The sequence below is a fragment of the Acinetobacter puyangensis genome, assembly GCF_900096995.1.
GTDB classification, from domain to species: domain Bacteria; phylum Pseudomonadota; class Gammaproteobacteria; order Pseudomonadales; family Moraxellaceae; genus Acinetobacter; species Acinetobacter puyangensis.
On the sequence record NZ_OANT01000001.1, the window covers coordinates 747,531 to 765,860 of the forward strand.

Below are 18,330 nucleotides of genomic sequence, written 5' to 3' on the forward strand. Positions count from 1 at the left end.
TAAATCAAACTCTATAAAGCTAAAGCCTAGGCCTTAAGAACTTTGCTCTGGATACTTTGAGAGATGTATCTCGCAAGGCAAGTATGACGAGATGATACGTAGCCTATAAACCGAATTTTGCTATAGCTTGCAATGAGGGATTGTCGTTTTGATAAGGTAAAGGAGAAATTCAGTGTTTTAATGCATTGATAGGGCTTAAAACAGGGATAGGCAGATGGGTTGTAATAAAATAAGTTGTTAAACGAATAAGGATAGAAGAAAGAATTATAATTAAACTAAAGCTTATTTTTAAACCGTGAAGACAATAAAAAAGAGAGCAAATGCTCTCTTTTCTAAGAATTATGCTTCTAATTTTAAAAATTAGTGAGCAGCTTCTTCTTTAGGTGCGTCAGCAGCTGGAGCAGCAGCGGCGTCAGTAGCAGCAGCAGCGGCATCAGTAGCAGCATCAGCAGCAGTTGTAGCGGCATCAGCAGCTTGGTCAGCAGCAGCAGTAGCTTCTGTAGCAGTAGCGTCTGTAGCTTGAGCAGCAGCAGCGTCAGCAGCAGCTTCAGCTTCTGTAGCAGCAGCAGTTGCGTCAGCAGCAGCAGCGTTAGCATCAGTAGCAGCTTCTTCAGTTTTCTTAGCACAGCCAACGAAAGTTAAAGACGCAGCAATAGCGGTTGCAATAGCAATATTTTTGAATAACATGGCATCACTCTCTATATAAAATGAGATTAAGTTAAGATTCGCCTTTATAGTAAAAAGATAAAACGTCCCTCGCATTGGATGAAATATCTTAAGGCTTATCGGCTTGATGAATATGCTATCACCGAGTGATTTTAATTTCTACTGGCTTAATATTTTTTAATGATGAAAAATATAAATTAACTTTTAAAAATTAAGAAGATTTAGCAATAGCCGATTCTAAGATTCTAATGATTAATTTTTAATGAATTGAATTATATTGATTTTTTATCGGATAATTAATCATCTAAAATAGTCGCATGTGCTACGTTAAGTCATGTAAAAAAATGTAATGTTTGTCAACCAAATTTCAATTCATAAAAAAACCGCCATTTTTTATAAAATGACGGCTATTTACTTGGACAGCTAAACTTATTGTTTACGTTTCATTTGATCAAAAAAGTCATCATTGGTCTTGGTTTCTTTCATGCGATCAAGCAAAAATTCCATCGCGGCAAGCTCATCCATAGGATGTAACAGTTTGCGCAGAATCCAGACTTTACGAAGATTTTCTTCATTCATCAGACGTTCTTCACGACGCGTACCGGATTTTTTGATATTCATTGCAGGGAAGACACGTTTTTCGGCAATGCGTCGATCAAGTGTAATTTCCTGGTTACCAGTACCTTTGAATTCCTCGTAGATCACTTCATCCATTTTACTGCCGGTTTCAATCAGCGCAGTAGAAATAATGGTTAAAGAGCCGCCTTCTTCAATGTTACGTGCAGCACCAAAGAAACGTTTAGGGCGTTCCAGAGCATGGGCATCAAGACCACCAGTCAAGACTTTGCCTGAAGAGGGAATGACGGTGTTATAAGCACGGGCAAGACGGGTAATTGAGTCCAGCAAGATAACCACATCTTTTTTATGTTCGACCAGACGTTTGGCTTTTTCAATCACCATTTCGGCAACCTGAACATGACGTGCTGGAGATTCATCAAATGTTGAAGCAACCACTTCGCCACGCACACTGCGTTCCATTTCCGTGACTTCTTCTGGACGTTCGTCAATCAACAATACAATCAGAAAAACTTCGGGGTTATTACGTACAATCGATTGCGCGATGTTTTGTAATAACATGGTCTTGCCGGCTTTCGGTGGTGCCACAATGATAGAACGTTGACCTTTACCGATGGGTGCAACAAGGTCGACCACACGTGCGGTTAAATCTTCTGTTGTGCCGTTACCCAGTTCCATGATCATTTGTTCGGTCGGAAATAAAGGGGTCAAGTTTTCAAATAGAATTTTATTACGTGAGTTTTCTGGTGTGTCGTAGTTAATTTGATTGACTTTTAACAATGCAAAATAGCGTTCGCCTTCTTTCGGGGGACGAATGGTACCGGTGATGGTATCGCCTGTGCGTAAGTTAAATCTGCGGATTTGTGATGGACTGATATAAATGTCGTCAGGACCCGCTAAATAAGAACCTGCTGCGGAACGTAAAAAACCAAAACCATCAGAAAGAATTTCGAGTACACCATCACCAAAAATCTCTTCGCCATTCATTGCATGACGCTTTAAAATCGCAAAGATAATATCTTGTTTGCGATTACGTGCCATGCCTTCGAGACCCATAAATTCGGCTATTTTAATTAATTCGCCAATAGGTTTTTTCTTAAGTTCAGTTAAGTTCATATGAGGATAGTCAGTAATAAGAAGCTTTTAACAAATGAAGAAGTGAATTACACAAGTTCGCACACTCAAATCGGTTGGAGTGATGTCTTGATCGTATCTGTACCAGTAAACTCAGGATAATGTGTAAGGCAAAATATCGGAAGACTTGATGAGCCGAGGGGCGATCTTATTTTAACATTAAACCCCTTTAAAAAATTAAGGAATTTAAACTCAGGCAAACTATAAGGGAGGACATTGCATTTGTCAATTGATTCAATGCAAATACCATCCAGAAGGATGGTATTTTTGATCAATTAGATATTGCTATCGATAAAGTCAACCAGTTTGGAACGTGGCACCGCACCAACTTGTTGCGCAACAACTTCACCATTTTTAAATAACAATAGGGCAGGGATATTGCGAATGTTGTAGTTGACGGCGGTTGCTTCGCAATTGGTCACATCAACTTTGACAATTTTAACTTTGCCATCATAGGTGCCGGCAAGGTCTTCAAGTACAGGGGCAATGGCTTTACATGGAGCACACCAACCTGCCCAGAAATCTACAAGAACAGGTGTGTCACTTTCTAATACATCTGATTTAAAGTTGTCATCAGTCGTATTGATAATATTGTCTGACATGGGTTTACTCCAAATTTATTGAAAAAATAGTCGTGTGTGAAATGACCATTATATTGATCACACAACCTATATGATTAAGCTGTATATCATAAGTAATAGGGGCATGAATTGAATTTTCAAGTTTTATCCACTGATTGTCTAATGGATGCTTTCGATAGCAATTATCGTAAAGCGCAATCATTTTTGCAATATCTATCCCAAATAACTCATTGTTAGACATTTAAAGGCGAATAAATCTTTAAAAAAAATTGCCAGTGCATTACTCTTAACATGTTTTATATTCGGGTATATGCTCATAATGTCTGATTTTTTGATCGATGAAGAATTGCTTGCTGCAATTGATATGGGATCTAACAGTTTTCATCTTGCGATTGCGAGAGTAGATCATGGGGAAGTCAAAAAAGTTGCTTCGATGTCAGAGAAAGTGCAACTTGCTGCAGGGCTTGATGAAAATAATTATTTAAGCGAAGCGGCGCAACAACGGGGGTTGGCCTGTCTATCGAGATTTGTTGGTCGGCTCGGCGCTGTGCCTAATAACCGTTTGAGAATTGTGGCGACCAATGCCTTGCGTCAGGCAGAAAATGGCGATGAATTTATGCAAAAGGCTGCGGAAATATTACCCAAGCCTATCGAAATTATTGCTGGTCGTGAAGAAGCGCGGCTGATTTACTTAGGCGTGTCACATACCATGGCAAATGGCGGCCGTCGTTTGGTGATTGATATTGGTGGCGGATCGACCGAATTTATTATTGGGGAAGAATTCGAACCGCTTCTCACTGAATCTTTGCAAATGGGCTGTGTGGCCTATACCAAGGCATTTTTCCCAGAAGGTGAAATTAATACCAAAGCTTTTGATAAAGCCGTGGTTGCAGCACGCAAAGAATTAAGTGCCATTGCCAATACCTATGTATTGACAGGCTGGGATACTGTCGTGGGATCAAGTGGAACCATTAAAGCTTGTCGACAGATTTTGGTCAATATGGGACTCAGTGATGATCAGCAAAATGTGACTGCATCGGGATTACAAAAACTCAAAGATCGTTTGTTGAAATTTGATCATATTGCCAAAGTTGACTTTGATGGTTTACGTGATGATCGACGTGCTGTATTACCGGCAGGCTTGGCAATTTTATCGGCGGTTTTTGAGGTGTTGAAAATTGATAAACTGGCCTATTCTGATGGTGCCTTACGTGAAGGTGTCATGTATGACTTGCTCGGACGTTTTCGGCATGAAGATATTCGTGATCGCAGTGTACAAGCGATGATGGGGCGTTATGGTTCCGATCCAAAACAAGCCGAAAGGGTGGTTCAAACTGCACAAAAGCTTTTTGAGGATGCTGATACTGCCTTAAATTTAAGCAGTGATGACGACGACTTATTACGTCGGGCTGCTTATCTGCATGAAATTGGTCTGGCGATCAGTCATGGCGGCTATCATCGACATGGTGCATATTTATTACAACATTCCGATATTCCGGGATTTTCACAGATTGATCAAAACCATTTGTCACATTTGGTCGCTCATCATCGGCGAAAATTACGCCATGATTCATTACTGGACGTGCAAAAAGTTGGTGGTAAAAAGCTGGTTTTCCTGTGTTTACTGATGAGACTGGCAGTTTTACTCAATCATAGCCGTAGTGATGCTGCTTTACCTGAGTTTGATTTACAGGTGAAAAATGAGCAGAGTTGGCAATTGACCATTTGCGGAGATGTGAAACAATGGCCACTACTGATTGCTGATTTGCATGATGAGCAAATTCAATTTAAACATTGGAATGTTGATCTGCAAATTAAGTCCAGTCAACATATGGATTAATAATTAGAGTAGGCTATGAACACAAAGGCAAAAATCTCACAGGCTTGGCAGACAGTAAAAATTGCCCGTCATCCCGAACGTCCTCAATTCCTCGATTATGTCGGTGAAATTTTTACCGAATTTGATGCATTGCATGGTGATCGTTTGTTTGGTGATGATGGTGCTTTGATCGGTGGTCTGGCCCGCTTCTATGGTCAGCCTGTAGTTGTGGTTGGACAGCACAAAGGGCGTAATACCCGTGAGCGATTACAGCATAATTTTGGTATGTGTAATCCAGAAGGTTATCGTAAATCACAACGCTTGTTTGATTTGGCAGAACGCTTTAATTTACCAGTATTGACCTTTATTGATACCATGGGTGCATATCCGGGTGTCGGTGCCGAAGAACGTGGTCAGGCTGAAGCAATTGCCAAGAATCTGGCACAATTGTCCAGTTTAAAAGTACCAGTCATTGCGACTGTCATTGGTGAAGGTGGCTCTGGCGGTGCCTTAGCGATTGGCGTAGCAGACCGTGTGATTATGCTTTCTCACAGTATTTATTCGGTGATTTCACCAGAAGGTTGTGCGTCCATTTTATGGAAAACAGCCGAAAAAGCAGAGCAGGCCAGTGATGCTTTAGCACTGACTGCTGAGCGCCTTAAAAAACTGGGAATTGTTGAAACTGTCGTGGATGAAGGTGAGGGTGCACATTTACATCCCATCAAAGTGATGCATCAATTACAAGAAGTATTGAAAGATACTTTAGATGAATTGTTAGAAATGGATGCCAATGCGCGATGCGAAGCACGTTACCAGCGTTTAATGAAGTTTGGCAGCACAAATTTAGTCAACGCCTCTTAAGTCATTTACAGCAATTTGCACCACAGGCAAAAATTGTTCTGGGATGTAGTGGTGGCATGGATTCCATGTTGCTGCTACACCTGTTAGCAGGGTTAATCCCTCAGCGTCTTTACGTTCTCTCCGTTGATCATCAGCTACAGCAAGCCAGTGCAGCTTGGTCGCAACATGTCCAGCACAGTTGTGACAAACTCAAAATTCCTTGTCAGATTATTCCGGTACAGATACAGGCAGGCAATCTCGAAGCTCAGGCCCGTCAAGCCCGTTATCACGCTTTTCAACAGCATTTAAAGCCTCAGGACATTTTGGTTCTGGCACATCATCAACAGGATCAGGCCGAAACTGTTTTACTGAGATTATTACAAGGTTCAGGGATAAGCGGTTTATCTGCGATGCAGGAGATCGAATGGCGTAAACTGCATCATCATAATCCGTCACAATATGATCCTTTTCAAAGCGATCTTTCCCAAAGCAGCTTAGTTTCCGGTTTTTCTTTAAGTCATGATAATAAGTTAAATTCGCATCAGTCTTCTCAATTAGATACTGCCCAATATGCTTTATGGCGACCTCTATTAACCTTATCCCGACAGCAGATTCAACAATGGGTACAACAACTTAATATCGAGTATGTTGATGATCCCATGAATCATGATGAGCATTATGATCGTGTCTGGTGCAGGGAACAGCTTTGGCCGCTACTGGAACAGCGTTTTTCCAGAATGCAGGAGGGTATTGTCCGCTGTGCAACCTTAATGCAGGATGCTGACAATATTCTCTATGAGGTGTTACAACAGGATTTAAAACAATGTGTTGATTCGCAGCAGCGTTTAAATATTGAGTGTTTAAATCAGCTATCTTTGTCACGACAACGTCAGGTACTTTCCGTCTGGATGCAGGGTGATGATCGCTATCGACCACCGTTTGCCATGGTAGAACGAATCCGAACGGAAGTGATTACAGCACGGCAAGATGCACAAAGCATATTACATCATGCCAGTTATGATTTCGTACGTTTCGATGGCTATGTGTATCGTTATCCACAAGCCGTATGGCAAGCTTTGCAAACAACACCACAACAACAAACGATCCGTTTCGATGCTAGAGTACAGCATCAGATAGCCTTGGGCCATGTAACGGTCGAGATGGCAAACTTCGGCATAGATCGTGCTTTATTGTCTGAGGTGTTAACGCTAGTAGCGAGGCAAGGTGGTGAAAAAATTGCTTTTTATGGGCGAAAAGGGCACCGTATCTTGAAAAAAGAGCTACAAGCAAGAAAAATAGCCCCTTGGTTTCGTCATCAAACGCAAATATTGATGTACCATAATACGATTCTTGGTGTATTTACATCGACGGGATTTTGGCTGGCTGAAAGTGTATATTGTGTCAATAATGGCTGGTTACCAAATTTACAACTGCATTAATAATGGATCAAATGAAAATGGCAAAGAGTTTAGATCGTAATATTACGTTCATTGGTGGTGGAAATATGGCACAAGCCCTGATTGGTGGTTTGCTTGCTCGTGGTTTACCGACTACCCGTATTACCGTATCTGATCCAGTGCCTCAGATTCAGGACATATTAAAGCAGCAGGATATCAATGTCGGTGATGATAATTTAACTGCGATTCAACATGCAGATGTGATTGTACTGGCGGTAAAACCGCAAGTGCTGGCACAGGTCTTAAAACCACTTGCAGGTCAGCTAAAAAATCAATTGGTGATTTCCATTGTTGCCGGCGCACCGATTGATTTGATTTCTCAGCTTTTAGGTGGTTATGCGCGCATTGTTCGTGTCATGCCAAATACGCCTGCACTGGTACAATGCGGTGCACATGGTTTGTATGCGTCCGAAGCGGTGGGCGAGGAAGATCGGGAATTAACCGTAAAAATTCTATCGGCGACCGGGTTGACCATATGGGTTGATCAGGAAAAGAAAATTGATGCAGTAACAGCAATTTCCGGTTCTGGTCCAGCCTATTTCTTCTATTTGATGGAAGCCATGATTCAGGCGGGTAAAAATCTAGGCTTGGATGAAAAAACTGCCTCAGCCTTAACTTTACAAACTGCGCTGGGTGCTGCACAAATGGCCATTACCAGTGAGCATACACCGGCGCAATTGCGTCGAAATGTGACGTCACCGCATGGCACCACCGAAGCTGCAATTGAAACATTTGATTCTTTTCAGGTATCGCAGCATATTCAGGCTGCACTTGCTGCCGCAGAAAAACGTAGCCAAAGTTTGGCACAGGAACTTGCGGAACGTATCAATACCCCATAAATTAACCCAACTTTTAATGAAAAGTGAGTAGTACTTTGGCACTAATTTTTAATGTCATTATTAATGTTGCGATTCTTTTAGTTTTTTTGCGTTTTTTAATGCAACTTGCAGCAATTAATTTTTTTAATCCTGTGGTGCAATCCACGGTGAAAGCAACTAAAGTGGTTGATGTTCTTAACCGTACCTTGCCGGTTGTGGCAAAGGGTCGGGTGAATCTTGCCGCTATTATTCTGTTAATTATTCTATACTTGTTAAAAGTATGGGGCCTAAGTCATCTCGATATTGGCATTAATATTTTTGATGTACATTATAAAAATCTGGCCGCAGGCATTGATAGTTTGCTGCTTGGTACATTGATGGCAGTGACAGATGGCGTGATCACGTTTTGTCGTTATCTGATTTTTGCAGCGATTATCATGAGCTGGGTGGTAATGTTTACTCAGAATCGCGGGCCTTATGCAGAAGCGATACAGGATCTGGCAGAACCCTTGTTTGCACCGTTTCGTAAAATTATGCCAAACATGGGTATGATTGATTTATCACCCTTATTCGCCATTCTCGCCTTATTGATCATTGATATTGTGATGGCCAATGTATCGTTGAGTGTGATGAGTGGATTTCGTTAACGGTGTTGGATGATGGTGCAAAATCATCTCTAAAAAATAGCTAAAGTGAGATATTCGCTTTAGCTATTTTTTTATCTTTGCTCAATTGATGCGATTCCATCCTTATCTTGTTTCAGCGTGACAGGCGCAAAACCGGGTAATAGGGCAATAAAGCGTTCACGATTGTGGATATCAACCTGTGCAGAAATACGGATTTTTCCGGTACTTTGATCTTTAATCACCACGGGCAATTCTCCATAGCGATTCAGTTCCTGTAGAACCTCAGCCAAGGTCTGATTATAAAAATAAATACGGCCATGTTGCCATGCCGTGTTTTGTTCAGGATCAACCTGCGTGCGCTGTTGTAGTTTGCTATTTTGACTATAAATTGCTTGTCCTGCGCCTAGCGTTATCTGCTTTGGATTGGTTCCATGTGTTTCCGAAACTAAAACACGTCCTTGTAATACGGTAACCTGTGTCTCTTGTTCAGGCGTCAATCGAACATTGAATACTGTACCAATATCACGTACCTGTATATCACCTGCCTGTACCGTAAACGGACGTTCTAGCCGTGGTAAGTACGAATGCCATGGACTATGTGACACATGGAAAATGGCTTCACCCTGTTGCAAGCTAATCCGTCTGGAGCGCAAATGCATGGCAACGGTCACTTTGGTATTGGTATTCAACTGAATTTTACTGCCATCGGATAATTGCCATTCGGCCTGTTGTCCAATCGCTGTGCGTTGTGTGCTGGTTTGATATGCTGGATCTAGCCAAAAAGCGCCACCTAATACTGAAGCCAGTATGGCCAATGCAGTACCTTTATAACGCTGTTTGTTTCTTTTTTGACGATTTGCGGCCCGTTCGGTAATTTGTTCTAGTGTGGGCAGTTGTGCAATCAGTGCATCTTCAAATGGTGCAAGTGCTTGACTGACCACACGTTGCTGGCGTGATTGGTTACTTTTATCTATTGGCGTATGATCGGCTGGATCATTGTGCGGTTGTTCATCTGTGCCCATATTTTATACGTCCGTATCGGTTAAAACCGGCAAGATATATTTCAATGCGCGTGCCAGATGACGGGTGACCATACCACGTGAAATATCGAGCCGTTTGGCTACCTCGATTTGTGACAGATGATATAGCTGCGTCATAATGAAGACGTCCTGACACACTTCTGGTAGTGTCGTGATCGCCTTAAGGATTTGTTGTTCTCGTTGTTGTCTGGCGACATCAAGCTCCGGCAACGTCATTTTCGGCTGTATGTCATTTTCATGATATTCAGGCGGGGCATCCAGAAAATCGATCCATTGCCTTGTTGTCTTTTCCTGACGGTAATAATTAATGGCAATGTTAAAACTCATGGTTTTTAAAAAAGCGATAGGCGAGCGTATTTCTGTGGCATCGAGTTGTTTTTCTAAGAGATGTACACAAGTTTCCTGCACTACTTCGTAGGCAAAAGCACGGTTACCAAAACGCTGGCTGATATAGTCTACCAGCTCGTCATTATGCGTGACCAGAACATGAACCAGCGTTTTTGCCATGAGAAATAGATGTATTGCAAAGAATAATGAGAATTATATGCAATAATTTTGGCTGAAACAATGGATCATTTTATCAAGAAATTTTTTTTTATCAGGTGTACATAAGCATGCTGTTAGTTGTCATACGTTATATAGGTGAAAATTTCATCTAAAAATATTGATGATAAACTGATTGACGGGGTTGTGATGAACATGAACAGACAGACAAAAAAACACGTTTTAGGTTTAAAGCGTTTAAGTTTGGTGGTTTCTGCAATGTTATATGTAGGGACTGTTTTTGCCAATAATCCATTGGTAGTTGATTTACCTGCACAATCTTTGGGTGAGTCGTTACACCATCTGGCAAAGCAGTCAGGTGCACAGATTTTATTTAGCAATGAGATAACCGGTAAGCAACAGGTAAAATCAGTTAAAGGACAATTGACGGTAGAGCAGGCATTACAACAGTTATTACAAGGTACAGGATTGGCAATCAAGGATAACGGTAATAATAGCTTTAGTATCGTGCCAGCGGCACAACAGCAGAGCCGTGATATGGGACAGTTAAAGCCGATTGGTGTCAATGCGATTGGTACAGCCAATCGTGATTCTAATGTAGCACAGTTACCTGTGATTACCGTAAATGCAGAAAATGAAAATTCTTATACCATGAGATCAACCAGTGCAGCGACCGGTTTGGATTTATCTTTAAGGGAAACACCGCAATCTGTAACTGTAATAACTAAACAAAGGATGGAAGATCAGGGATTAAATTCAGTTGGTGATGTATTGGCCAATACCACAGGAATTTTTTATCAGGAAAGTGTTCCTGTGTTTGGTGAAACATATGTTTATTCCCGTGGTTATGCACTAACCAATTATCAAATTGATGGCGGATTAGCTGCTGCATATGCTTTTGGTACGGGTAGTAATCCATTTTTCGACACTGCAATTTATGATTCAATGACCGTGGTTCGTGGTGCGACCGGTTTATTAACCGGTGCAGGCGAACCCAGTGGTAGCATTAACTTAAATAGAAAACGTCCAACTCAGGATTTTCAAGCCTCTGTGGAAACCAGTGCCGGTAGTTGGGATCATTATCGTGGCATGTTCGATGTGAGTGGTGCACTTAATCAAAGCGGTACGGTACGCGGTCGTGCAGTCATCGCTACTGATACAAGTGATGCCTGGTTTGATAATTATTCCGGTAAAAGAAGTCTGGGTTATGGCATTCTGGATGTCGATTTAACGGATCATACCCTGCTTACGGTGACGGGGGAATATGTGAAGGAAAAAACCGAAGGTGGGGATAATTGGGTGTATGGTTATCCGGTAGTTTATTATGATAATGGCGAACCCACTAATTATGGTAAAGGCGCGAATATGTCGTATGACGGTTACAGTAATAAAACACGTCAGACCTATGGCTTAGCTATTGATCATCAGTTTAATGATAACTGGAAGCTTAAATTTAATTATACCTATAGCGAATGGGATACAGATTCTCTACATGGTTATGTTTGGTATATGAGTTCAGATGATACAGCCACCTTTGCAAGAGTATTTAGGAACAAGCAAAAAGGGGAAAGCAATGCTTTTGATTTAAAATTAGACGGTCATTATTACCTTTGGGGGAGACAACATGATGTGGTACTAGGGGTAAATAGCTCTGATGCAAATTTTGATTTCCCGCTTGATTTACGGGTTAATGGTTATTATGGTGCTACGGCTCATTATGCAAATGGTCATATCGTTTATACACCGGATTGGAGTAGTGCTACAAATAGTAGTGCTAATGATAAAAAAATCAACCAGAGGGGAGGCTATATCTCAACCCGAATCAGACCTTTAGAGCATTTGGCAGTGATTCTTGGTGCCCGTTTAAGTGATTGGGAATATAATAGGAAAAATTTAAACGGTCCGATAAATGGTACGTTAACAGAACATCGTAAATACAGTGATGAATTTACCCCATATGTTGGCGTAGTTTATGATTTTAATCAAAATCTTGCGGCTTATGCCAGCTATACCACAATTTTTAACCCACAAACATATTATGATGTTAATGGGTTAGTCCTTGATCCAGAAGAGGGCGTAAATTATGAACTAGGCTTAAAAGGTGAATGGTTTAATGGCCGCCTCAATGCCAGTATGGCTGTGTTTCAAAGTAATAAAGACAATGTCGCCGTCAAAGATGATAGTAATCTAACTCCTTGGGGTGAACAAGCCTATCGGGCTGAAGATGATACCAAAGGCAAAGGCTATGAAATGGAAGTTGCCGGAGAACTGATGCTAGGCTGGCATATGCAGGCTGGGTTTACGTATGTAAAAATCAAAGACAGTGATGGAGAACTTCTAACGCCTGACCTTCCAGTTAAGCAATTTAAACTATTTACCACATATCAAATTCCGCAATTGCCACAACTCACCATCGGTGGTGGGGTTAATTGGCAAAGTAAGACCGTCTCTAGTGAAGCGACTGAAAAGTACTATGATTTATTTAAACAGGATGCCTACGCAGTGGTGGATTTAATGGCACGCTATGAATTTAATAGTCATCTGAGTGTGGCATTTAATTTGAAAAATGCTTTTGATAAAGAATATCGTAAAGGTCTTCTAAGTAGATGGGAATATGGTCCTGAACGTAACTGGATGGCAACAGTGAAATATAAGTTTTAGGTTTTAAAAGGAAGTTTCTAAATATAAATTTTTATCAGAAATATCAATCCTCCCTCTTGCGCCATATATGGCTCACCTTTGAAAAAGGAACGTTGCGTATCTAATACAGTTTTAGATTCGCAACGCTCCTCCCTTTTTAAAAGGGAGGTTAGGAGGGATTTAAAACCTACGACTAAATCTATCGTTTTAACTTTTATCTCGTTGATCAAGTAAATCCAGTAATGTCAAACCTTGCTGTGCGTTGCCACGAGTTGCACGAGTCATAAAACGGACTTTTGCATCATGTTCAACCAGTGCAATCGTGGTTAATTCATCCACTAGTTTATTAATACTGGTGTTTCGAGAAGCTGCAAGTTCTTTCAGGCGTTGATGTTTTTCATCGGGTAAACGAATTGTTAAGGTACTCATCTATATAAATTAAAGAAATATGAGCTTTTTTCTAATCTCGTTCGTTTTACGCCTCACCTAACGCTAGGTGAGGGGCACAGTCTATAGAAACAGGAAATTTTTAAAGTAGGTATGATTGGATGTTAAACTTGATCTTCCTAATACTGGTAAGGGAGATTTATTCTTCAAAAGGATCAAATAATTGAATATCCATGTCTTTAAAGTCCTTACTATTATGTGTCATAAGCTGCAAATCATGACAGAGTGCAGACGCAGCAATAATAGCATCTGGTAATTTAATACGATATTGCTCTCTTAACTGGATCGTTTTCAGGATTACTTTTTCTGTTAGAGTAATTTCCTGCATCAAATCCAGTATTGCTAATGTTTTTTGTCTAGATTCCAAGGTATGACCAGACCAACCAATTACTTCTATACGAGTAATTGATGAATATGTAGCATTATTCAAGATAGCATCTTCAAAACATTGTTTTGCATGGGCAGAAAGCTGACCATTAATAAAATAAATCAAAATATTGCTATCAATCAGAACATTCATGGACGGTTTGCCCATTCATCACGGATTTCTGATAAATCATGATCAATACTGTCTATGGAGTGGCTAGGCTGGACACATGCCCATGCCGATTTTAATACATTTTGCTTACTATCTCGTTGTTGTATCTCTAGTTTTTGCTCGGCTTGCATAACCACTTTTTCAAGAAATTGTAAAACGATAGGCGATGTTAAAACACCTGTCTTTTCGACACGCTTGGCAAGCTCATCAGGTAAGTGAATGGTTAAAGATGTCATGATATACCTCATAAATAATATTGAGATAGTTAAATAATAGCATAGATTATGATGATCAAACATTAAGCAAAAATAAGAAATTGAAAAATAAAAAATAAATAGAAATATATTTATTTTTCAATTTTTTAATAAAAATTTACATGAGGAGATTTTAAAGCACTGCTTTAAAAATGACGCGCGGATGAGCTTTTTTCCAATCTCGTTCATCTTAGTCTATAGAAACAAGAGATTTTAAAAATCACAGCATTTGTTTTTGAGCATAATAGTGACGAATATTTATGCTATGCTTTAGTAATGTTGTTATGGCGTAGGTATGAGATGAATGCAATTTTAGAACAACGGATTGTCCAATTGTTGCATCAGTTGGATGATCATGAATTATATAAAGTATTAAGTTATGTGGAAGCACATATATCTATTTCAGAGCCTCGTGCGGAAAGTCCATTTGGGTTGTTTAAAGGGCAATTTGAAATCACAGGCGATATTATATCTCCTTCTATTCCAGAGAGTGAGTGGGAAGCGTGTCAATGATTTTGCTAGATACGCATGTTATGATTTGGATGAGTCAAGGCATTGAAGGGAAAATTGGCAAAGCCAGTTACAATCTGATTGAAACTGCGTGGCGAGATTACACACTTGCGGTGAGTAGTATGTCCTTTTGGGAATGGTCAATGCTATATCATAAAGGGCGAGTTGGTGTACCGAATAACAGTATGATAGATACACGAAAAGCACTGCTTGCTCAGGGACTTATTGAATTGCCTATGACTGGTGAAATCGGTATTTTAGCAAATGAATTGAACATGCATGGTGATCCTGCTGACCGTATCATTTTGGCAACTGCAAGTAAACATCAGGCGATTCTAGTCACAGCGGATGAGAATATATTGTCATTTGCCACAACAAAAGTACAAGATGCACGGCAGTAAAAAATTGGCACTCTTGTCTTGTTTACTCTTGTGCTGTGACATTCAAAGTTCCGTAAGGAACATGCTGGATCACAAGGAAAAGTGAAGAAATTAAAACAAAATTGCTTGCTTAAATCCGCCAAGTGAGATTCAAGTAACAATGGCAAATATGATTTCGAATAGCTTATCGATAAAAATATTAAATCTATTGAATGAAGCTCGACAGAAAGTTGTTCCAACAGTAAATCATACAATGGTTCTAACTTATTTTGGAATTGGGCGGATGATTGTTGAGGAAGAGCAACTTGGAAAAGAGAGAGCAGGTTACGGAAAACAATTATTGTCAGATCTATCTTTCAATCTGACACAGGAGTTTGGCAAAGGATTTTCTGTAACGAACTTACAGTAAATGCGACAATTTTATCTTATTTGGTCAAAACAGCAGACACTGTCTGTTAAATCTCAAACAGAATTGACACCAATAACAGAATTTAGACTCAGTTGGTCACATTACCTCAAACTAATGAAAATTGATATTGATGTAAATACACATTTGTATGACCTTTTTTCAAACTCAAACATTTATAAAAAATAGTCGATTTTTAAAAAGGAGAGCAGGGCTTGTTGAACACTCATGCGATCAACAAGCCTGCCTGTTACTCAATTCACTTCAATATAAAACTGAAATCATTTTAATGCGCTTCATCCCAATTCAGGCCCTGTCCAACATCTACCACCAAGGGTACAGTCAGTTGTACCACATTTTGCATGGCATCTTGTAAGATCGGCCTAAGTTCATCGGCATAGTCCTGATCGACTTCAAGTACCAGTTCATCGTGGACTTGAAGTAACAATAAACTACGCTGATGGTCAATTTTCTTTTCCACTTCAATCATCGCCATTTTGATAATGTCTGCTGCACTACCTTGTAGTGGGGCATTAATGGCAGCACGTTCGGCAGCTTTACGCACCATCATGTTACGCGCATCAATGTCTGGTGTATATAAACGGCGACCCAATATGGTTTCAACAAAACCCTGTTCATGTGCCAGTTGTCGGGTACGTTGCATATATTCATAGATGCCGGGATAGCGGTGGAAATATTGTTTGATATAGCTTTGTGATTCTGCGCGGGTAAAACCCAGTTGGCGGATCAAGCCAAATTCAGACATACCATATAATAAACCAAAATTCACAGCTTTGGCCTGACGGCGTTGATCTGCGGTGACATCTTCAAGTGCAATGCCCAAAACTTCTGCGGCAGTGGCACGATGAATATCTTTACCTTCAATAAATGCCTGAACCAGTGCAGGATCCTGTGAAAAATGTGCCATCAAGCGCAGTTCAATTTGGGAATAATCGGCAGCCATCAGTACCCGACCTTGTGGTGCAATAAAGGCTTTGCGAATCTGGCGGCCAATTTCACCACGAATCGGGATATTTTGCAGGTTTGGATCAGATGAGGATAATCGACCAGTGGTGGTGACGGCCTGATGATAGCTGGTATGTACGCGATGCGTTGTCTGGTCGGCTTGTATCACCAGACGATCGGTATAGGTGCTTTTTAGTTTTGCCAGCGTGCGATAGTCGAGAATCAGTTGCACAATTGGATGATCAATTTTTTCCAGTACCGATTCACTGGTGCTGTACTGACCACTGGTGGTTTTTTTGCCGCCTTTAATACCGAGTTTATCAAATAACACTTCGCCCACTTGTTTAGGGGAGGCGATATTAAATTGTTCACCAGCCATTTCCATGACCTGTTTTTCAAAACCTTGCATGTCCAGATTAAATTCATCACTCAGTTTATGCAAAAACTCTGGATCTAACTGTATGCCCTGATTTTCCATTCCGGTTAAAACCTGTGCAACCGGTAGTTCGACACGCTCAAGCAGGTGTTTTAATTCCGGACTTACAGCCAGTTTTTTTGACAGAACTTCATATAAACGATAGGTGACATGTGCATCTTCGGCCGCATAAGGTGCAGCAATTTCCAGTGGAATCTGATTAAAGGTTAGTTGTTTAACCCCTTTACCGGCAATTTGTTCGAAAGTTGTGGTCAGATGGCTAAGATACACTCGGGCAACATCGTCCATGTTATGGCGTGTTGCTGTCGGATTGAGCACATAGGAGGCCAGCATGGTATCAAAAATCCAGCCCTGTAATTGGATACCGTGGTTGGTAAAAATGTGCGCATCATATTTAAGATGATGGCCGATTTTGCCAATGGCAGGATTTTCAAGAATTGGTTTGATCTGTGCCAGAATAGTTTCACGATTTAGCTGTTCAGGTGCGCCTTCATAATCATGGGTAAACGGAACGTAATAGGCGTCTTGTTGATCAAATGCCACAGAAAAACCGACCATTTCCGCAATACGATAATCCAGACTGGTGGTTTCGGTATCAATGGCAAACAGTTTGGCTTGGGTCAGGCGCTGGAATAACGTATCCCAGTCTTGTTGTGTCAAAATAGTATGATACGTTGCTTTGCCAAGTTGATCTTCATCACTTGTTAATTGTGTGGTACTTTCTGGAACTACGGCTTTCGATTCACTACTGTTTATACTTTTATTGAGGTTTTTATTTCTTGGGTTATTCGGATTGTTCGGGTGTTCAAGTGATTGAAGCTGGGTCCGAAATTCAAGTTCGGTATAGAGGCGTTTTAATTCATTTGAATTGGGGTCGGTTAGTTTTAAGTCCTCCCAGCTTAAGTTCAGCTCAAGTCCGGTAATGATGGTCGCAAGTTGATGGTCAACTTTAATATTATCAACATTGTCTTTAATATTTTGTCCGACTTTACCTTTGATCTGGTCGGCATTGGCAATAATGTTATTGAGTGTACCAAATTCATTGAGCAGTTTTGCTGCGGTTTTTGCACCAATACCGGGAACACCCATAATGCCGTCCGACGCATCGCCCATCAGGGTTAAATAATCGACAATTTGATGTGGATGCACGCCAAATTTTTCAAAAACACCTTGTTCATCCAGTACCCGTTCTTTAAAGCTGTCTTCTAGCGTGACCTTGGGATTAACCAGTTGTGCCATATCCTTGTCACCAGTGGAAATCAGTACCTGATGACCTTCCAGTAATGCTTGCTGGGTGAGTGTACCAATAATATCATCGGCTTCTACCCCTGCAAGACTAAACAGCGGAATACCCAGTGCACGGATTAAATCGTGTAGATAGGGAATTTGTTCGCCCAGTTCATCCGGCATACTTGGGCGGTCGCCTTTGTAAATCGGTGAAAGTTCATGACGAAATGTCGGTTCTGGTGTATCAAAAATAACTGCCATATGGGTTGGATTAACGCGTCGCATCAGTTTCTGAATGGCCGCAGATGCACCGCGAACTGCGTTGGTGTGTAAACCCTGAGAAGTGGTCAATAAAGGAATGGCGTGAAAAGCCCGAAAAAGAAAGTATGATCCATCGACCAATACAAAAGGTGGCATGCTTTATATCCCAAAACTAAATTTTTAAATTGTCCTATAGTGTACTGT

18 protein-coding genes are annotated in these 18,330 nt (G+C 40.7%); 9 read left to right on the forward strand and 9 right to left on the reverse strand.

All coding sequences use genetic code 11. The annotated features are described in order from the left end of the window. Nucleotides 1–360 precede the first annotated feature (360 nt). From CRO21_RS03475 to trxA, 3 genes are all read right to left on the reverse strand, one after another. Nucleotides 361–687: a hypothetical protein gene (locus CRO21_RS03475; RefSeq protein WP_097078129.1), complete on the reverse strand. Its 327-nt coding sequence runs from the start codon at nucleotides 685–687 to the stop codon at nucleotides 361–363. 408 nt (nucleotides 688–1,095) lie between these two features. After that, nucleotides 1,096–2,358 carry a transcription termination factor Rho gene (gene rho, locus CRO21_RS03480; protein ID WP_097077921.1) on the reverse strand — a complete coding sequence of 421 codons (1,263 nt, stop codon included), beginning with the start codon at nucleotides 2,356–2,358 and terminating at the stop codon, nucleotides 1,096–1,098. Nucleotides 2,359–2,651: 293 nt separating this feature from the next. Continuing rightward, a complete protein-coding gene (trxA, locus tag CRO21_RS03485) occupies nucleotides 2,652–2,978 on the reverse strand; it encodes a thioredoxin (protein ID WP_097077922.1) in 327 nt (108 codons plus the stop codon). 298 nt (nucleotides 2,979–3,276) lie between these two features. On the opposite strand from trxA, the gene ppx reads away from it, so the two are divergent. Genes ppx through CRO21_RS03510 form a run of 5 tightly spaced genes read left to right on the forward strand, consistent with a single transcriptional unit; the run spans nucleotide 3,277 to nucleotide 8,538 of the window. Further along, nucleotides 3,277–4,797, forward strand: a complete 1,521-nt coding sequence (ppx, locus tag CRO21_RS03490; RefSeq protein ID WP_097077923.1) for an exopolyphosphatase — start codon at nucleotides 3,277–3,279, stop codon at nucleotides 4,795–4,797. 15 nt (nucleotides 4,798–4,812) lie between these two features. Further along, on the forward strand, nucleotides 4,813–5,637 hold the full coding sequence (locus CRO21_RS03495; protein ID WP_097077924.1) for an acetyl-CoA carboxylase carboxyltransferase subunit alpha: 825 nt from the start codon (nucleotides 4,813–4,815) through the stop codon (nucleotides 5,635–5,637). Next, on the forward strand, nucleotides 5,574–7,055 hold the full coding sequence (tilS, locus tag CRO21_RS03500) for a tRNA lysidine(34) synthetase TilS (protein WP_097077925.1): 1,482 nt from the start codon (nucleotides 5,574–5,576) through the stop codon (nucleotides 7,053–7,055). Before CRO21_RS03495 ends, tilS begins: the two co-directional genes overlap by 64 nt. A 17-nt stretch (nucleotides 7,056–7,072) precedes the next feature. Further along, nucleotides 7,073–7,912 carry a pyrroline-5-carboxylate reductase gene (gene proC, locus CRO21_RS03505; RefSeq protein ID WP_097078130.1) on the forward strand — a complete coding sequence of 280 codons (840 nt, stop codon included), beginning with the start codon at nucleotides 7,073–7,075 and terminating at the stop codon, nucleotides 7,910–7,912. Between the two features lie 23 nt (nucleotides 7,913–7,935). Next, a complete protein-coding gene (locus tag CRO21_RS03510) occupies nucleotides 7,936–8,538 on the forward strand; it encodes a YggT family protein (RefSeq protein WP_097077926.1) in 603 nt (200 codons plus the stop codon). Between the two features lie 71 nt (nucleotides 8,539–8,609). Here the strand turns inward: CRO21_RS03510 and CRO21_RS03515 are convergent, their stop codons facing one another. Then, nucleotides 8,610–9,539: a FecR family protein gene (locus tag CRO21_RS03515; RefSeq protein WP_097077927.1), complete on the reverse strand. Its 930-nt coding sequence runs from the start codon at nucleotides 9,537–9,539 to the stop codon at nucleotides 8,610–8,612. 3 nt (nucleotides 9,540–9,542) lie between these two features. Further along, nucleotides 9,543–10,064 carry an RNA polymerase sigma factor gene (locus tag CRO21_RS03520; protein ID WP_097077928.1) on the reverse strand — a complete coding sequence of 174 codons (522 nt, stop codon included), beginning with the start codon at nucleotides 10,062–10,064 and terminating at the stop codon, nucleotides 9,543–9,545. Nucleotides 10,065–10,256: 192 nt separating this feature from the next. Here CRO21_RS03520 and CRO21_RS03525 point away from each other — a divergent pair, with 192 nt between their 5' ends. Then, nucleotides 10,257–12,722 (forward strand): TonB-dependent siderophore receptor, encoded by a 2,466-nt coding sequence (locus CRO21_RS03525; protein WP_171293974.1) that lies wholly within the window; start codon nucleotides 10,257–10,259, stop codon nucleotides 12,720–12,722. Between the two features lie 186 nt (nucleotides 12,723–12,908). Here CRO21_RS03525 and CRO21_RS03530 read toward each other — a convergent pair whose 3' ends face one another. The 3 genes from CRO21_RS03530 to CRO21_RS03540 all read right to left on the reverse strand — a co-directional run bounded on the left by CRO21_RS03530 (nucleotide 12,909) and on the right by CRO21_RS03540 (nucleotide 13,922). Next, nucleotides 12,909–13,130, reverse strand: a complete 222-nt coding sequence (locus CRO21_RS03530) for a toxin-antitoxin system HicB family antitoxin (RefSeq protein WP_097077930.1) — start codon at nucleotides 13,128–13,130, stop codon at nucleotides 12,909–12,911. A gap of 157 nt (nucleotides 13,131–13,287) precedes the next feature. Further along, the gene (locus tag CRO21_RS03535; RefSeq protein WP_171293975.1) at nucleotides 13,288–13,668 is read right to left on the reverse strand and encodes a type II toxin-antitoxin system VapC family toxin; all 381 of its coding nucleotides are present in this window, start codon (nucleotides 13,666–13,668) and stop codon (nucleotides 13,288–13,290) included. Then, nucleotides 13,665–13,922, reverse strand: coding sequence for a hypothetical protein (locus CRO21_RS03540; RefSeq protein ID WP_097077932.1), 258 nt, complete (start codon nucleotides 13,920–13,922; stop codon nucleotides 13,665–13,667). The genes CRO21_RS03535 and CRO21_RS03540 overlap by 4 nt, the downstream gene beginning before the upstream one ends. Before the next feature lie 318 nt (nucleotides 13,923–14,240). Here CRO21_RS03540 and CRO21_RS03545 point away from each other — a divergent pair, with 318 nt between their 5' ends. The 3 genes from CRO21_RS03545 (at nucleotide 14,241) to CRO21_RS17610 (ending at nucleotide 15,239) form a co-directional block, all read left to right on the forward strand. Continuing rightward, nucleotides 14,241–14,453, forward strand: coding sequence for a hypothetical protein (locus tag CRO21_RS03545; protein WP_097077933.1), 213 nt, complete (start codon nucleotides 14,241–14,243; stop codon nucleotides 14,451–14,453). After that, nucleotides 14,450–14,851: a type II toxin-antitoxin system VapC family toxin gene (locus tag CRO21_RS03550; protein WP_097077934.1), complete on the forward strand. Its 402-nt coding sequence runs from the start codon at nucleotides 14,450–14,452 to the stop codon at nucleotides 14,849–14,851. Before CRO21_RS03545 ends, CRO21_RS03550 begins: the two co-directional genes overlap by 4 nt. Before the next feature lie 139 nt (nucleotides 14,852–14,990). Then, nucleotides 14,991–15,239: a DUF1016 N-terminal domain-containing protein gene (locus CRO21_RS17610; RefSeq protein WP_213064393.1), complete on the forward strand. Its 249-nt coding sequence runs from the start codon at nucleotides 14,991–14,993 to the stop codon at nucleotides 15,237–15,239. A gap of 283 nt (nucleotides 15,240–15,522) precedes the next feature. On the opposite strand, the gene polA is transcribed toward CRO21_RS17610, so the two are convergent. Next, complete coding sequence (polA, locus tag CRO21_RS03560) at nucleotides 15,523–18,282, reverse strand: DNA polymerase I (RefSeq protein ID WP_097077935.1); 2,760 nt, start codon at nucleotides 18,280–18,282, stop codon at nucleotides 15,523–15,525. Between the last annotated feature and the right edge of the window lie 48 nt (nucleotides 18,283–18,330).

Bases quoted from the DNA above. Each gene is read 5' to 3' on its own strand.
- CRO21_RS03475 (WP_097078129.1), bottom strand. From the start codon at position 687: ATGTTATTCAAAAATATTGCTATTGCAACCGCTATTGCTGCGTCTTTA.
- rho (WP_097077921.1), bottom strand. From the start codon at position 2,358: ATGAACTTAACTGAACTTAAGAAAAAACCTATTGGCGAATTAATTAAA.
- trxA (WP_097077922.1), bottom strand. From the start codon at position 2,978: ATGTCAGACAATATTATCAATACGACTGATGACAACTTTAAATCAGAT.
- ppx (WP_097077923.1), top strand. From the start codon at position 3,277: ATGTCTGATTTTTTGATCGATGAAGAATTGCTTGCTGCAATTGATATG.
- CRO21_RS03495 (WP_097077924.1), top strand. From the start codon at position 4,813: ATGAACACAAAGGCAAAAATCTCACAGGCTTGGCAGACAGTAAAAATT.
- tilS (WP_097077925.1), top strand. From the start codon at position 5,574: ATGCGAAGCACGTTACCAGCGTTTAATGAAGTTTGGCAGCACAAATTT.
- proC (WP_097078130.1), top strand. From the start codon at position 7,073: ATGGCAAAGAGTTTAGATCGTAATATTACGTTCATTGGTGGTGGAAAT.
- CRO21_RS03515 (WP_097077927.1), bottom strand. From the start codon at position 9,539: ATGGGCACAGATGAACAACCGCACAATGATCCAGCCGATCATACGCCA.
- CRO21_RS03520 (WP_097077928.1), bottom strand. From the start codon at position 10,064: ATGGCAAAAACGCTGGTTCATGTTCTGGTCACGCATAATGACGAGCTG.
- CRO21_RS03525 (WP_171293974.1), top strand. From the start codon at position 10,257: ATGAACAGACAGACAAAAAAACACGTTTTAGGTTTAAAGCGTTTAAGT.
- CRO21_RS03530 (WP_097077930.1), bottom strand. From the start codon at position 13,130: ATGAGTACCTTAACAATTCGTTTACCCGATGAAAAACATCAACGCCTG.
- CRO21_RS03535 (WP_171293975.1), bottom strand. From the start codon at position 13,668: ATGAATGTTCTGATTGATAGCAATATTTTGATTTATTTTATTAATGGT.
- CRO21_RS03540 (WP_097077932.1), bottom strand. From the start codon at position 13,922: ATGACATCTTTAACCATTCACTTACCTGATGAGCTTGCCAAGCGTGTC.
- CRO21_RS03545 (WP_097077933.1), top strand. From the start codon at position 14,241: ATGAATGCAATTTTAGAACAACGGATTGTCCAATTGTTGCATCAGTTG.
- CRO21_RS03550 (WP_097077934.1), top strand. From the start codon at position 14,450: ATGATTTTGCTAGATACGCATGTTATGATTTGGATGAGTCAAGGCATT.
- CRO21_RS17610 (WP_213064393.1), top strand. From the start codon at position 14,991: ATGGCAAATATGATTTCGAATAGCTTATCGATAAAAATATTAAATCTA.
- polA (WP_097077935.1), bottom strand. From the start codon at position 18,282: ATGCCACCTTTTGTATTGGTCGATGGATCATACTTTCTTTTTCGGGCT.